A 14476-nucleotide genomic window follows, 5' to 3' on the forward strand; every position below is an offset into this window, starting at 1 on the left:
ATGAATACAGAACTTATATTAACAGCCGAAGTACAGGCTATTGTAGATGCCATAAAAAATACAGGTAAATCATGGCATGAGATTGCACTACCGGATCATCCTGTATATCCTCAGTTTGCCAGAAAGTTAGTCGTTACAGGCTTCAATACCCCCGATATGGAAGGTGACGAAGACCGTATCTACGTAAATGTCCGTCAATACCTGATATTGCGGGAAGGCAACAAGATACACAAACGGTTGAAAATGCCGGACTGGATGATCCATGAAGGAAATGTCGAGGAAATTATGGGCGAAAATGGAGTTCTTAAAGGAATTTTAAGAACTACTAATGATGCCGGAGAAGTCGTGGAAGAAAAGGAAGAGGTACTGAAAGCCCAATCTGTACAGTATATCCGTTTTCTGTTGAAAACAAAGTCTGTTCATGTGATTGATATTTTCTCAAAATTTATGGGAATGTATATACCCCTGTTTGACAAAGAAATTAACGAGATATAAGATGAAAACGATATCAACCTTACTACTTGAAATCCTGTTTATGGTACTCGGAATCCCGATTTTTCTTTTGCTTTTTGTTTCAGGATTTTTCTACACTGTTATAAAGCACACCTTAAAGTGGGACTATTCAATCTCAAGACAGTTTACACCGATTCTAAGAAGTATTAATCTTGTTTTTGATGGGTTAGCCAATGCCGGAGCCGGAGAGCTTTTGAATGACGTCTTAAAAGTCAAAAACGATTATGCCCGATATGGGAAATGGTATGAAACTATTTCGGCAGTAACAGGATTATTAAAACAATATGAAAAGGATTCCTGGCTTCGAAGACTTTTAAATATACTGGGCAAAAATCATTGTGAGGAGGCCATTACAGAAATGCAGGCTTATTATTATAACCACTTATTTACTAAAAAATGAAAGAATTGTTACAATTGTTAATGGAGCACTTCGGAGCTTTCATTGGGGCAGTACTAACCGGTCTTGCGGGGTTTTTATTTGGAAAAAGAAAACTTCAGGCGGAAGTTGCCGGAATAAACGCCGATAATGAGGGCAAAGAAATTGAAAACGCTGATAAGTTGGTTAGACTCTATAAAGAAACGCTAGATGATCTGGGAAACCGTTACGAAGCTAAATTTAAAGAATTTTCAGATTTATCGGATAAAAAGGTTGTTCTGTTCCAGGAACAGATCGATTTTCAAAAAAGAATTAATGAACAGCTGAAAGCAGAGAATAATTTGTTAAAGGCAGAAAATACGATGCTTAAGGCAAAATTAAGAGACAATGGAATTACACTGTAGAAATATCATAAAATAAATATATGTCAAATTTTAATTACAAAGAACAACATGCTGTCATTATAAAAGTGGACAGCGAAAAAGAGCAAAAAGAATTGTTCGACAAACTAAAAGAAATGGGATTCAAAAATTTAAAAGTAGTATCAGTATGAAAAAAATAGAAGTAAAACACACCTGTAAAAATTTTAATTCGTTCAGGTCTGAAAAAGTAAAAAGTCTGTTCAATTCCGAAAACGGGCATACTTGGGAGCATACCGCAGAATTACCTATTGAAGAAGAAGGCTGGCAGATTGGACTCATCGTTGGTGCTTCGGGAAGTGGCAAAACATCAATCGGGAGCAAAATTTGGAAAAATGGAATTACTAATTTATCTGAAGGCTGGAATCCTGAGCTCCCTATTATTGAGGATATCACTCCAGACTTAGAAATGAATACAGTTACCAGCGCATTGTCTGCCGTAGGACTGGGAGATGTTCCCGCATGGCTCCGCCCCTTTAAAGTATTAAGCAATGGTGAGCAGTTCCGCGCGGGATTGGCCAGATTAATTTGTGAAGCCCCGGATCAGGTCGTTATCGATGAGTTTACGTCTGTTGTTGACAGACAGATCGCTAAAATTGGGGCCGCAGCATTTGCAAAAGCATGGCGAAAAACCAAAGGAAAACAAATTGTATTGCTTTCATGCCATTATGATATTGTCGAATGGCTGCAACCTGATTGGGTGTATGACACCCGGACGGGTGAAGTAAAAAAAAAGTCCAAAAACGACCTCCTATTAAACTCGACATTTGGAAGGTCGACGGAAGTTTCTGGAAATTTTTTAAAGAGCATTATTATTTAGATTTAAAACATCCGCCCTGTGCCGAGTATTTTGTTGGAACGGTTGATTGTGAATTGGTTTGTCATGTTGCTGTTTGTCCTTTTTTTCCATCAAAAGGGTACAGAGCCACCCGGTTGGTCGTAATGCCGGAATGGCAGGGCGCGGGAGTGGGCACCGCTTTTTTAAATGAAATTATGCAGTACCACTTAGAAGGAAATGGAAGGTGCCAAAGAAAATATCATACCTATTTTCATACTTCACACCCCCAGCTTTGCGGATATATGAGAAATTCCAAAAAATGGAAACAGGTATCTGCAAAACTTAACGGTGATAATAAGGTGCGAAGTATAAAATCATTACAAAAAACTGGAAAAGGTATTCAAGATGGCAAAAAACTTACGGGAGGCTTTGGTGGACATTTTAGGGCGGTACAGGGATTTAAATATTTAGGAAATGAAGAAATTTAAAGTTTTTATATCAGGGCAAAAGTATTTCGGGGAAGAAGTATTCAGGCTTTGCCAGAAATTAGATATTGAGATTGTCGGGGTTTGTTGCCCCTTGGATGATAAGTACATTGGGAGGTCTGCGCGTCTGTGGAATGTTCCGATTATTCCGGCGGGGATGCTAACTGCGGATAATATGCCGGAATGTGATTTGGGTATTACCGCGCACTCGTTTGACTATATCGGCAAGAAAACCCGGTATATTCCACGGCTTGGATGGCTTGGCTATCATCCGTCATTATTACCACGACACCGCGGACGCAGCGCAATTGAATGGGCCATACGCATGAAGGAGCCCATCACCGGTGGGACGGTCTTTTGGCTTAATGCAGGTATTGACAGAGGAGACATTGCTTATCAGGATTGGTGCTGGATTCCTCCGGAATATTATTTACAGCCCCAAAAATCGGCTTCAAGCCTATGGAGGGATACATTACTCCCGATGGGGTTGAAACTCTTTGAATCAGCCCTCAAAGACATCTTAAACGGAGTGATAGCAAGGAAACCACAGGATAAAAAATACAGCACGTTCGAACCGGATACCAACGTCAAAGATATATATAGACCTGATCTGTTAATGATCGATTATAAAAATAGCCACAATTAAGTGGCTTTTTGTATTTTTGAGTTTATAGTTTTCTCGGACGCTTGGAAATGAGAATTTGGCGTTTGGAATTTCTGTTTATAATATTCAGTGAAAATTACACATTAACTCCCTAATTTTGCAGTATACCAAACCACCTATCATCCTTAATACAAAGTTGTATGTTTTCAACTCCTTTAATTCATAAACCTTTTCACTCCATCAACTGTAACGGAAGACTGGTTGATTTAAGTACTCCCAAAATCATGGGAATCCTGAACCTTACTCCGGATTCTTTTTCAGATGGCGGCACATTTAATAACGAAAAATCCGCTTTAAAACACACCGAAAAAATGCTGAAAGACGGTGCCGAAATCATTGATGTCGGTCCACAATCTACCCGTCCCAATGCTGAATTTTTAACGAGTGCAGAAGAAATAAGGAGAATCGGAAGCTTACTTTCCCAAATTAAAAAAGAATTTCCTGGGGCATTACTCTCGCTGGATACTTTTTATGCCGAAACCGTACAATTTGGCTTCAATGAAGGAATAGATATGATCAATGATATTTCCGGAGGGCAATATGATCCTGCGATGTTTGATACAGCGGCAGAAACCGGACTTCCCTACATTCTGATGCAAGTTAATCCTTCATACAAAACGATGCATGATAAAAATACCTTTGCGGATATTACATTGGACGTGAACCGCTATTTTTCTGAGAAAACGGCATTGTTGATGGAGAAAGGTGTGAAAGATATTGTTCTTGATCCGGGATTTGGTTTTGGAAAAACTATGGAAGATCAGATGAAAATGATCCATGAAGTAGAGTACCTCGGATTTGGTAAGTTTCCTTTGTTGATAGGGATTTCCAGAAAATCATTCATCTACAAACCTCTTGGTAAATCTCCTTTGGATATCAATGAAGAAACCCAAAAACTTCATAGAGCAGTATTGAAACAGGGTGCCAAAATTTTAAGGGTTCACGATGTCGCCGAAGCAAAGAAAATGATGCTGGAATTTTCTTGACAAACAAAAAAAATTAAATAAAAAAGAGTTTTGAAAAATACGGATAACAATATTGCAGATTCCCTTTTTCAATACGGCTTTCCGGAAATTTTAAAATCTGTAAATTTCCAGTGCTTTTTTGCCTGGAGAAAATTAAAAATCAAAAAAAAGGTAAAAAATATTGCGTAGTATTGAAAAATCAATACCTTTACACCATGAATTTTACGAATCAGAAAAATATTATTGTCATTTCTATTATTAATACTATTGTCATTCAATAGTAAAGAGCGGTAGTATAACAATAAAATTATTTTACATTATATAAAGCCGTTTCATATTGAAGCGGCTTTTTTTATTTCAGAAACTATGTACTTATTAACAATCATTATTATCGTCATTATTATTCCCTTACGACTGTGAGACGGAAAGATATTGCATGCATATATTCTAAGCCCTCTCACATTGTGAGAGGGCTTTTTTATTTCAATGAATTTTAAACTGTATAAAAAATGTATTACGACAACGAAACCCTTATTTATTTTAAAGGAAATTTTGTAAAAGCAAAAGATGCCGGAATGGATCTTTACGGACAGTCACTTCATTATGGCTATTCTGTTTTTGAAGGCATAAAATCTTACAACACCGATAGCGGGACAAGGATCTTTAAAGCAAAAGAACACTATGAAAGGCTGAAAAGATCAGCAGAACTGATGTATATCCCTTTTGATTATTCGGTCAGTGAATTGACAGACCTTACCTATGAGCTTTTGGAACGTAACGGATTCACCGATGCGTATATCCGCCCATTGGTTACCTGTTCTCCCAATATGTCCCTTTCAAAAGGAAAAGAATCCTACCTGTCGCTGCTCGCCTGGGAATGGAGCAACGGCTATCTGGCAGATAAAATGAAGATCATGACCTCAGGTTTTCAACGCCCCAATCCTAATGCTTTTAAAGTCGAAGCCAAAGTAGGCGGACATTACGTCAATTCTATTCTGGCCTGCCAGGATGCCAAAGACAAAGGCTATGACGAAGCCCTTTTACTCGATGAATACGGCAACGTCGCAGAAAGCTCAGGAGCTAATATATTCTATGAAAAAAACGGAACATTATTTACTCCCGCAAAAGGAAGTATACTGCCGGGAATCACCAGACAGACCGTTTTTGAAATATGCAGTGAACTTAATATTCCTGTTAAAGAAACCTTCTTTAAACCTGAAGAAATGAGAGGAGCTGATGCCGCTTTTTTCTGTGGTACGGCAGCAGAAATTGTAGGATTGGATTCTTTGGATAATGTTCCCTTCACTAAAAACTGGAAAGATACTGCAAGTGAAAAGGTACAGCAGGCTTATCTGAAACTGGTAAGGAGTTCTGTCGTTGTAAATATTTAGAACTTAAATATTTAATTATCAATTCGATACATCCGTTTTTCAAACAGTTGGATATTGTAATTTTTATAAAAGTGAAAATAAAAAGAACATTACAAGCTGTAGTTTTGGCTCGAAATTAAATAAAAAACCTCATTAATAAATTCCAACAATTGAAATTTTTAATCCCACACTGAAAATGATAAGAACAGCAAATACAGGATACTATGTTAAATAAATATTCAAAAACATTCACACAAAACACTGAACAGCCGGCCGCAAAAGCCATGCTTTATGGGATAGGATTTACAGATGAAGACATGCAGAAAGCCCAGGTCGGAATTGCCAGTATGGGCTACGATGGAAATACCTGTAATATGCACCTCAACGATTTGGCCCAGATCGTAAAAAAAGGAACCTGGGAACAGGGCTTGGCCGGATTGGTTTTTAATACCATCGGGGTAAGCGACGGGATGAGCAACGGAACAGACGGAATGCGCTATTCGCTGGTAAGCCGGGATGTTATAGCAGACAGTATTGAGGCTATCTGCGGAGCGCAATATTATGACGGCATCATCGCTTTGCCGGGATGTGACAAAAATATGCCCGGAACCATTATGGCAATGGGAAGATTGAACAGACCTTCTATTATGGTTTATGGCGGAACCATTGCTCCCGGATGTTATAAGGGAAACCAGCTCAATATCGTTTCAGCTTTTGAAGCATTAGGACAAAAAATAGCAGGCGAAATTTCTGAAGAAGATTTCAACGGCGTGATTAAAAATTCTTGTCCAGGAGCAGGAGCATGCGGTGGAATGTACACTGCCAATACTATGGCTTCAGCGATAGAAGCATTGGGAATGAGCCTGCCTTATTCATCATCAAACCCTGCTACAAGTCTGGAAAAACAGAATGAGTGTCTGGAAGCCGGCGGTTATTTGAAAAAATTACTGGAAAAAGATATCAAACCTTCTGATATCATGACCCGCAAAGCCTTTGAAAATGCACTCCGTATGATCATTGTGCTGGGCGGAAGTACCAATGCCGTACTGCATTTTATTGCCATGGCAAAAAGTGTTGATGTGGTAGTAACACAGGATGATTTCCAGAAAATGAGTGATATAACGCCTGTACTTGCCGATTTAAAACCCAGCGGTAAATACCTGATGCAGGATCTTCATGAACACGGAGGAATCCCTGCGGTCATGAAATACCTTTTAAGTGAAGGCTTGCTTCACGGCGATTGTCTTACAGTTACCGGTAAAACATTATCTGAAAATTTAGAAAACGTACCGGAGCTGGATTTTTCAAAACAAAAAATTATAAGACCCATTTCCAATCCTGTAAAAGCAACGGGACATATCAGAATATTATACGGAAACCTTGCAGAGAAAGGCAGCGTAGCTAAAATAACGGGAAAAGAAGGGGAGAAATTTTTAGGTAAAGCGAGGGTATTTGATGGGGAGAAAAATCTGGTTGAAGGCATACGGAACGGAAAAGTTCAGCATGGAGACGTTATCGTTATCCGTAACGAAGGACCAAAAGGCGCTCCCGGAATGCCCGAAATGCTGAAACCCACCAGTGCTTTGATCGGAGCTGGTTTTGGAAACTCTGTCGCATTGATTACAGATGGAAGATTCAGCGGCGGAACCCATGGTTTTGTTGTAGGCCACATTACTCCTGAAGCGCAGGAAGGAGGATTAATCGCTTTTGTAGAAGATGATGACCTCATTGAAATTGATGCAGTAAACAATACTATACAACTGAATGTCTCTGATGCAGAAATTGAAATAAGGAAGCAGGGCTGGGTAAAACCTCCATTAAAAGTGACAAAAGGATTACTGTACAAATATGCATTAACCGTTTCTTCAGCAGCAGAAGGCTGTGTAACAGATGAAATATAAAATCAAGTACAATGAATAGTCAAAATTTCACCACAGATAAAAGCAGTTTGATAGGAACGGAACTTAGCGGAAGTCAGGTTATTCTCGAAGCATTTTTGCAGGAAGGAGTAAAAACAATATTCGGGTATCCCGGAGGAGCCATTATCCCGATTTATGATGCTCTTTATGATTATAAAGAAACCTTGGAACATGTTCTGGTACGCCACGAACAGGGTGCTGTACATGCCGCTCAGGGTTTTGCGAGAGCGTCCGGAAAAGTAGGAGTGGTACTGGCAACCAGCGGTCCGGGAGCAACCAATCTTGTTACAGGGCTGGCCGATGCATTACTGGACAGTACGCCACTGGTATGTATTACAGGGCAAGTGTATGCTCATTTGTTAGGAACCGATGCCTTTCAGGAAATCGATGTCATGAATATAACAACCCCTGTCACCAAATGGAATTATCAGGTAGCTGATGCGGATGACCTTTCTGAAGTCATTTCCAAAGCTTTTTATATTGCCAGATCCGGCAGACCTGGACCCGTGGTGATCGATATTACGAAAAATGCCCAGCTTCAGAAAGTTTTGTATCAGGGATATACACCCTGTGAATTTCTCAGAAGCTATCAACCGAACCCGGAAATCAGGAATGAATTCATTGAACAGGCTGCGGAATTAATCAACAATGCAGAGCGCCCTTTTGTCATCGTAGGTCAGGGAGTCATTCTTGGAAAGGCAGAAAAGGAATTTTTGCAGTGTATTGAAAAATCGGGAATTCCGACTGCCTGGACGATTATGGGAATGAGTGCTCTCCCTACAGATCATCCGCAGGCTGTTGGAATGGTAGGAATGCATGGTAATTACGGTCCCAATCTGCTGACGAATGAATGCGATGTCCTGATTGCAGTAGGAATGCGCTTTGATGACCGGGTAACCGGAAAACTCGATGAATATGCAGTGCAGGCAAAAATTATCCACCTTGATATTGATAAAGCAGAAATCAATAAGAACGTAAAAGTAACGGTTCCGATTGTCGGAAACTGCAAAGAAACACTGCCTTTACTCACTGCTTTGCTTGAACCTAAACAGCATAATGACTGGCATCAGAAGTTCAGGGACTGCCAGGAAATAGAACAGATTAATTTAATCAATCATGAGCTAAATCCTTCTGAAGGGGAAATCACTATGGGTGAAGTGATCAAAAATCTGAACGAACTCACTCATGGAAATGCTGTGATTGTAACGGATGTAGGTCAGCATCAAATGGTAGCCTGCCGGTATGCTCAGTTTAACCACTCGAAAAGCAACATTACCAGTGGCGGACTCGGAACCATGGGGTTTTGCTTACCTGCAGCAATAGGTGCTTCCTATGCAGAAACAGGAAGGGAGATCATTGCGATTATGGGAGATGGAGGTGCTCAGATGAATATACAGGAATTAGGTACTGTCATGCAGTATCATCCCAATATAAAAATCATCATTCTCAATAACTGCTTCCTGGGGATGGTAAGGCAGTGGCAGGAACTATTTCATAATGAAAGATACTCATTCGTAGATATCCAGAGCCCCGATTTTGTACAGTTGGCTAAAGCCTATGGAATATCGGGTGAAAAAGTGGTGCTCAGAGAAAACCTAAAAGAATCATTACAGCAAATGCTGAATACCGAAGGAGCCTATCTTTTGGAAATCATGGTAGAGAAAGAATACAACGTTTTCCCTATGGTACCGCAGGGAAGAAGTGTTTCTGAAATAGTATTAACCAATAATAAAATATAGAAATCATGAATACGGATCAAAAAGAATATATGATCACCGCCTATATAGAAAGTCATCTGGGGTCGGCGAACCGCATCAATACCCTGTTTTCCAGAAGGAGGATCAATATCATAAGCCTTAGTGTGGGACCGTCAGAAGCTTCTGGGATTAAAAAAATGGTGATTGTCATTAAAGAAACTGAAGAAGCGGTAGAAAAACTGACCCGTCAGATTGAAAAACAGATCGATGTGCTGGAAGTACATCATCATCAGAATGTTTTTTTAAGAGCAGTACAACATATCAATATAAACTAAAAAATTAATCATTAAATAGTAAAAAAAATGGCAAAATTGAATTTCGGAGGAGTAGAGGAAACGGTAGTAACAAGACAGGAATTTCCCCTGGAAAAAGCTCAGGAAGTATTAAAAAATGAAGTGGTAGCTGTAATCGGATACGGAATACAGGGTCCCGGGCAGGCACTTAACCAGAAAGAAAGCGGAATCAATGTGATTGTGGGACAGCGTAAGAACTCTGCATCATGGGATAAGGCCGTGGCTGATGGATTTACTCCGGGAGAAACATTATTTGAAATAGAAGAAGCCCTTAAAAGAGGAACCATTATTTGCTACCTGTTGAGTGATGCCGCCCAGATAGAATACTGGCCTACCGTAAAACAGCATTTAACACCGGGGAAAGCATTATACTTTTCTCATGGTTTCGGAATTACGTTTAATGAACGCACAGGAATTGTACCTCCGGCTGATGTAGATGTATTTTTGGTTGCGCCAAAAGGTTCAGGAACCTCGTTAAGAAGAATGTTTTTACAGGATAGAGGATTGAACAGCAGTTTTGCCGTATATCAGGATGCTACAGGAAAAGCAAGGGACCGTGTTATCGCATTGGGAATTGCCATTGGAAGCGGTTACCTGTTTGAAACTGATTTTAAAAACGAAGTATACAGCGACCTTACAGGGGAAAGAGGAACCTTAATGGGCGCAGTACAGGGAATATTTGCCGCACAATATGATGTATTGAGAAAGAAAGGACACAGCCCGTCTGAAGCCTTTAATGAAACGGTAGAAGAATTAACGCAGTCACTGATGCCACTGGTCGCCGAAAACGGAATGGACTGGATGTATGCCAATTGCAGTACCACCGCACAAAGAGGAGCTTTAGACTGGTGGAAGAGATTTAGAGATGCCACCTCTCCTTTATTTGAAGAATTATACGAAAGTGTAGCGGCCGGAAAAGAAGCTCAGCTATCCATTGACAGCAACAGCAAACCGGATTACAGAGAAAAACTGGATGCAGAATTAAAAGAACTTAGAGAAAGTGAAATGTGGCAGGCCGGAAAAACGGTACGCAGTTTAAGACCTGAAAATAATTAATTCACATGGAAAATGAAACGTGCCCGTCCACCTTAGATCCCATATACAAAGCAGCTGAGCGGCTTAAAAATGTAAGTGTCAGAACACCACTATCAGTCAATAATAATCTGTCGGGTATATACGATGCCCAGATCAGTTTTAAAAGGGAAGATCTGCAACGGGTAAGATCCTACAAAATAAGAGGTGCTTATAATAAAATGGCCACTTTATCTGAAGAAAGCCTTGCCAAAGGAGTCGTCTGCGCCAGTGCAGGAAACCATGCCCAGGGAGTGGCCTTTGCATGCAGTGCCATGAAAACAAAAGGGATGATCTTCATGCCACTGCCTACCCCAAGTCAGAAACTTGGGCAGGTGAAAATGTTTGGCGGAGATTATGTAGAAATTGTACTGTACGGAGATACGTTTGATGAAGCGAAAGAAGCTGCCCTCCAATATTGTGACCATCATGATGGCGTATTTATTCATCCGTTCGATGATCCGGCCATTATAGAAGGACAGGCAACCGTAGCCTTGGAAATACTGGAGCAGGCAGATCAACCTATTGATTATCTTTTTCTGCCCATTGGAGGCGGAGGCCTTGCAGCTGGAGTCTGCAGTGTTTTTCAAAAGCTTTCTCCCAATACAAAAATCATAGGGGCAGAACCATCCGGAGCTGCCAGCATGAAAATGGCAATGGAAAAAGGAAAACCCGTTCATCTGGAAAAAATAAACCGATTTGTAGACGGAGCTGCCGTACAGAAAGTAGGGGAGATCACCTTCAATATCTGTAAAGATGTATTGCATGATGTAGTAACTGTAGATGAAGGAATGATCTGTGAAACCATACTTTCTCTATATAATAAAGATGCTATTGTAGTAGAACCTGCCGGTGCACTTTCCGTCTCCGCTCTGGAAAAATATAAGGACGAAATAAAAGGAAAAAACGTAGTCTGCATCATCAGCGGAAGTAATAATGATATTACCAGAATGGAAGAGATCAAAGAAAAGGCCCTCTTATATGCAGGTTTAAAACATTATTTTCTGGTAAGATTTCCACAGCGTCCCGGTGCCCTGAAATCCTTTGTGATCGATGTTCTGGGACCTAATGATGACATTACCAGTTTTGAGTATACCAAGAAAAACTCTAAAGAAAAAGGAATTGCTGTCGTAGGAATCGCCTTGAAAGATCAAAAAGACTTTCAGCCCTTATTAAGTAATATGAAAAAATATGATTTTTTTGTACATTATCTTAATGAAGATTCCTCACTGATGAATATTCTTATTTAACCTGATTTTGGGATAAGGCTTTCTTTTTAATAATGTCAGGAAGTTTGTAGACTGTAATTTGAAAGCTGAAAGCTGAAAGCAGAACTGAAGTATAGTTTTATTAACTTTTGTATCATAATATATTACCCTAATGCAAAGTCTCCAGAAAATATCCTTGTCAAGGCTTTAAACCTTGACAAGGATATTAATAAAGAGCAAAAAATTAATTTTTCTTTTTGAAAAAAATCCCAAAACAAATTCCTGCGGCAATCAGCATAAAAATTCCGCCCAAAAAAATGGTTTTATTGGTTTCTCCGGAGAAATAATTTTTAGTTAGAAATGCCAATAAAAATGCCGCTACAACTTGCGGAATTACCGTAGAAAAATTAAAAATTGCATAATATTTATTGGCGTCTTCTTCATCCTTGGAAATTTTTTCTACCATTAAATATGGAATTGTACTAATACTGCTCCAGCCAACGCCAATCAATCCAAACGAAAGAAGTAAAGCAATTGGCGACGCAAAAAAATAAATCGAAATCAAACCGAAACTTCCTATTAATAGTGCGATTGAATGTAATAAATAAGCATTGTATTTTTTAATATAGCGATGCAAAAGAAAGGCAATTGAAGTTCCTAAAATGCTGTAAAGCGAAAAATAAATCCCGACCCAAAAAGTAGCATTTTCGAAATTCTGCTCGTTATTCGCCACTTTAAAAACATATTTTGCTACAACGGGAACGCTGTAAATCCACATTGAAAAAAGCCCAAGCCAAGTGAAAAATTGTATGATGAAAAGTGGTAATAATTTTCTTAATTTTTGAGTGTTTGTGGTCATTTTTCATATCTATTTACTAAGCAATAATCATTAACAGAAATAGCGCTTAGCTCAGTTTTTATCGTTCAAGAGAAAAATTCGAAAGCACTTTTGGACGTTCAGCCTCGTTGGCTACTTTCCAGGAAGTTCTGTACATCCATTCCATCATTTTATACAGCTTTTTATAATTGATGTTTTCAGATTCGTCCTGTGGAGTATGGTATTGATCGTGAAGCACACTGGTGAAAAATATAGCAGGAATTCCAATCTTTGCGTACGGAAGATGATCGCTCCTGAAATAGAAATATTCAGCATGGCTCGGAGAATCCCAATCTTTCAGGTATTTGAATTTTGTACTTTCGTTATTGGCATCTTCTGCCATTTTTACCAATTCATCAGAGTTTTTGTGAGGAGCATTGCCACCCAGTAAAGCCGCTTCATTATTGTCATTTCTGCCGATCATATCCCCATTCAGGACAGCTACGATCTTTTCTTTCGGAACAACAGGATGGGCAGCATGCCATCGGGAACCTAGCAGTCCTCTCTCTTCAGCCCCATGAAAAACAAATAAAATACTTCTCTTTCCCGGCTGTTTTTTATACGCTCTTGCCATGGCCAGCATGGCAACACAGGTACTGGCATTATCATCAGCTCCATTATAGATCGTGTCGTTTTTTACAGGATGCCTGATTCCGTCATGATCCTGATGTCCGCTAAGCAAAACATATTCACTTTTTAAAGAAGGATCGGTACCTTCAATTTTTCCGATAATATTTACAGAGGGATATTTGTAGGTTTCCGTGATGAGGTTCAGCGAGACCTTTGGATTATTTTTAACCCAGTCTGCATTTTCCTTTTTGATCCATAGCACAGGAATATTATTGGTGATTTTTTCACGGAGACCTTCCACACCATAAGACCCTCTTGTCATCTGGGGAAGCACTTCTACCCAGCTTTGATCAGAAATGTCATCCGTCACGAAAATAATGGCTTTTACTCCCAGTTCAAAAGCTTTAGCATAATATTTCGTTCTTATAAATCCAGGATATCTTCTTACGAAAAGTGTCATTTCTTTGCTGATATTTTTAGCCGATGCATTGATCGCCAGGACTTTTCCTTTAATATTCAGCTTGGAAAGCTCTTCCGGTTCTGTCGTCCCTGCATAAATCACGTCAGCATCAATACTGGCATTTACAGGTTCGGCAACAAGATAGTCTTTCCATAATTTCAGGCTGTTCCCATTAATTGTTAAGGTACTTTGTGGCGTTACCTGATGCCTATACATGTCAAAGAACTGAAAGAATGTTCCGTTATCGCCTGCAGGCTTCATTCCTGCTTCCTTAGCTTTATCAGCAAGCCACATCGATGCTTTGAGCTCATCTAACGTTCCCGCTTCCCGACCCCAAAACTGATCGGCAGCCATTTCATACATATCTTTTTTGAGATCAGCTTCCTTAATAGCGGAAACCAGCGGTTTTTTATAGTTTTGAGCACTGCCAAAGCTGAAAATAAGCAGACTCAATATAGAAAATAGATAATTTCTGTTCATCATTATTTTTTAATTGAAGTTAGCCAATTTATCTGAAAATTGCTTGGAGAATTCTTTCCGGTCCTCTTCCAGTTTTTCCTGATTGGAGGGCAGGATATAGCTGAAAAGGATCTTCTCTTCATGATCTGTGAAAACAATTTCCTTTTCGTTTCCGTCGATCATCTGTGAGAAAATAGCCCACATTGAAGTATCTTTTAATTTTAATAATTCAAAAAACTGTTCTGCTTGTATCTGTATTGTTTTCATGTTCTTTTGAATGGTATAGATTAAT

The 14476-nt window shown here is 39.4% G+C and carries 16 protein-coding genes and 1 pseudogene; 14 read left to right on the forward strand and 3 right to left on the reverse strand.

Translation table 11 applies throughout. The features are described 5' to 3' along the window. The 14 genes and pseudogenes from IW15_RS09875 to ilvA all read left to right on the forward strand — a co-directional run bounded on the left by IW15_RS09875 (nt 1) and on the right by ilvA (nt 11860). Nucleotides 1-495, forward strand: a complete 495-nt coding sequence (locus IW15_RS09875; RefSeq protein WP_034710913.1) for a hypothetical protein — start codon at nt 1-3, stop codon at nt 493-495. Nucleotide 496: 1 nt separating this feature from the next. Next, entirely contained in the window at nt 497-913 is a 417-nt protein-coding gene (locus tag IW15_RS09880) for a hypothetical protein (RefSeq protein WP_034710916.1), read from the forward strand. Beyond that, nucleotides 910-1293 (forward strand): hypothetical protein, encoded by a 384-nt coding sequence (locus IW15_RS21995; RefSeq protein WP_051881898.1) that lies wholly within the window; start codon nt 910-912, stop codon nt 1291-1293. Before IW15_RS09880 ends, IW15_RS21995 begins: the two co-directional genes overlap by 4 nt. Before the next feature lie 145 nt (nt 1294-1438). Further along, nucleotides 1439-2128 (forward strand): hypothetical protein, encoded by a 690-nt coding sequence (locus IW15_RS23010; RefSeq protein WP_228384337.1) that lies wholly within the window; start codon nt 1439-1441, stop codon nt 2126-2128. Continuing rightward, nucleotides 2074-2274 (forward strand): annotated as a pseudogene (locus IW15_RS23210) (hypothetical protein); the annotation flags it as partial. The gene IW15_RS23010 and the pseudogene IW15_RS23210, both read left to right, overlap by 55 nt. A 27-nt stretch (nt 2275-2301) precedes the next feature. Next, on the forward strand, nt 2302-2574 hold the full coding sequence (locus tag IW15_RS23100) for a hypothetical protein (protein ID WP_262483663.1): 273 nt from the start codon (nt 2302-2304) through the stop codon (nt 2572-2574). Then, a complete protein-coding gene (locus IW15_RS09895) occupies nt 2561-3217 on the forward strand; it encodes a formyltransferase family protein (protein ID WP_051881900.1) in 657 nt (218 codons plus the stop codon). The genes IW15_RS23100 and IW15_RS09895 overlap by 14 nt, the downstream gene beginning before the upstream one ends. Before the next feature lie 158 nt (nt 3218-3375). After that, nucleotides 3376-4221 carry a dihydropteroate synthase gene (gene folP, locus IW15_RS09900; RefSeq protein ID WP_051881902.1) on the forward strand — a complete coding sequence of 282 codons (846 nt, stop codon included), beginning with the start codon at nt 3376-3378 and terminating at the stop codon, nt 4219-4221. A gap of 488 nt (nt 4222-4709) precedes the next feature. Beyond that, a complete protein-coding gene (ilvE, locus tag IW15_RS09905) occupies nt 4710-5591 on the forward strand; it encodes a branched-chain-amino-acid transaminase (RefSeq protein ID WP_034710919.1) in 882 nt (293 codons plus the stop codon). 203 nt (nt 5592-5794) lie between these two features. Next, nucleotides 5795-7471, forward strand: a complete 1677-nt coding sequence (ilvD, locus tag IW15_RS09910; RefSeq protein ID WP_034710921.1) for a dihydroxy-acid dehydratase — start codon at nt 5795-5797, stop codon at nt 7469-7471. Nucleotides 7472-7482: 11 nt separating this feature from the next. After that, nucleotides 7483-9228 carry a biosynthetic-type acetolactate synthase large subunit gene (gene ilvB / locus IW15_RS09915; RefSeq protein WP_034710924.1) on the forward strand — a complete coding sequence of 582 codons (1746 nt, stop codon included), beginning with the start codon at nt 7483-7485 and terminating at the stop codon, nt 9226-9228. Nucleotides 9229-9233: 5 nt separating this feature from the next. Next, complete coding sequence (ilvN, locus tag IW15_RS09920; RefSeq protein ID WP_051881904.1) at nt 9234-9521, forward strand: acetolactate synthase small subunit; 288 nt, start codon at nt 9234-9236, stop codon at nt 9519-9521. Nucleotides 9522-9548: 27 nt separating this feature from the next. Continuing rightward, nucleotides 9549-10595, forward strand: coding sequence for a ketol-acid reductoisomerase (gene ilvC, locus IW15_RS09925; protein WP_034710928.1), 1047 nt, complete (start codon nt 9549-9551; stop codon nt 10593-10595). A gap of 5 nt (nt 10596-10600) precedes the next feature. After that, on the forward strand, nt 10601-11860 hold the full coding sequence (gene ilvA / locus IW15_RS09930) for a threonine ammonia-lyase IlvA (RefSeq protein WP_034710931.1): 1260 nt from the start codon (nt 10601-10603) through the stop codon (nt 11858-11860). Between the two features lie 202 nt (nt 11861-12062). On the opposite strand, the gene IW15_RS09935 is transcribed toward ilvA, so the two are convergent. The 3 genes from IW15_RS09935 to IW15_RS09945 are packed head-to-tail and all read right to left on the reverse strand — an operon-like array spanning nt 12063 to nt 14451. After that, complete coding sequence (locus IW15_RS09935; RefSeq protein ID WP_084681400.1) at nt 12063-12677, reverse strand: MFS transporter; 615 nt, start codon at nt 12675-12677, stop codon at nt 12063-12065. Nucleotides 12678-12735: 58 nt separating this feature from the next. Further along, nucleotides 12736-14205 (reverse strand): M20/M25/M40 family metallo-hydrolase, encoded by a 1470-nt coding sequence (locus IW15_RS09940; protein WP_034711105.1) that lies wholly within the window; start codon nt 14203-14205, stop codon nt 12736-12738. A 9-nt stretch (nt 14206-14214) separates the two neighbouring features. After that, the gene (locus tag IW15_RS09945) at nt 14215-14451 is read right to left on the reverse strand and encodes a hypothetical protein (RefSeq protein WP_034710937.1); all 237 of its coding nucleotides are present in this window, start codon (nt 14449-14451) and stop codon (nt 14215-14217) included. Between the last annotated feature and the right edge of the window lie 25 nt (nt 14452-14476).

The sequence above is a fragment of the Chryseobacterium soli genome, from assembly GCF_000737705.1.
GTDB lineage: Bacteria > Bacteroidota > Bacteroidia > Flavobacteriales > Weeksellaceae > Chryseobacterium > Chryseobacterium soli.

Coding starts and splice junctions, on each gene's coding strand:
- ilvA (WP_034710931.1), top strand. CDS start 10,601: ATGGAAAATGAAACGTGCCCGTCCACCTTAGATCCCATATACAAAGCA.
- IW15_RS09935 (WP_084681400.1), bottom strand. CDS start 12,677: ATGACCACAAACACTCAAAAATTAAGAAAATTATTACCACTTTTCATC.
- IW15_RS09880 (WP_034710916.1), top strand. CDS start 497: ATGAAAACGATATCAACCTTACTACTTGAAATCCTGTTTATGGTACTC.
- folP (WP_051881902.1), top strand. CDS start 3,376: ATGTTTTCAACTCCTTTAATTCATAAACCTTTTCACTCCATCAACTGT.
- ilvB (WP_034710924.1), top strand. CDS start 7,483: ATGAATAGTCAAAATTTCACCACAGATAAAAGCAGTTTGATAGGAACG.
- IW15_RS09945 (WP_034710937.1), bottom strand. CDS start 14,451: ATGAAAACAATACAGATACAAGCAGAACAGTTTTTTGAATTATTAAAA.
- ilvN (WP_051881904.1), top strand. CDS start 9,234: ATGAATACGGATCAAAAAGAATATATGATCACCGCCTATATAGAAAGT.
- IW15_RS23100 (WP_262483663.1), top strand. CDS start 2,302: ATGCAGTACCACTTAGAAGGAAATGGAAGGTGCCAAAGAAAATATCAT.
- IW15_RS09875 (WP_034710913.1), top strand. CDS start 1: ATGAATACAGAACTTATATTAACAGCCGAAGTACAGGCTATTGTAGAT.
- IW15_RS23010 (WP_228384337.1), top strand. CDS start 1,439: ATGAAAAAAATAGAAGTAAAACACACCTGTAAAAATTTTAATTCGTTC.
- ilvD (WP_034710921.1), top strand. CDS start 5,795: ATGTTAAATAAATATTCAAAAACATTCACACAAAACACTGAACAGCCG.
- ilvE (WP_034710919.1), top strand. CDS start 4,710: ATGTATTACGACAACGAAACCCTTATTTATTTTAAAGGAAATTTTGTA.
- IW15_RS21995 (WP_051881898.1), top strand. CDS start 910: ATGAAAGAATTGTTACAATTGTTAATGGAGCACTTCGGAGCTTTCATT.
- IW15_RS09940 (WP_034711105.1), bottom strand. CDS start 14,205: ATGAACAGAAATTATCTATTTTCTATATTGAGTCTGCTTATTTTCAGC.
- ilvC (WP_034710928.1), top strand. CDS start 9,549: ATGGCAAAATTGAATTTCGGAGGAGTAGAGGAAACGGTAGTAACAAGA.
- IW15_RS09895 (WP_051881900.1), top strand. CDS start 2,561: ATGAAGAAATTTAAAGTTTTTATATCAGGGCAAAAGTATTTCGGGGAA.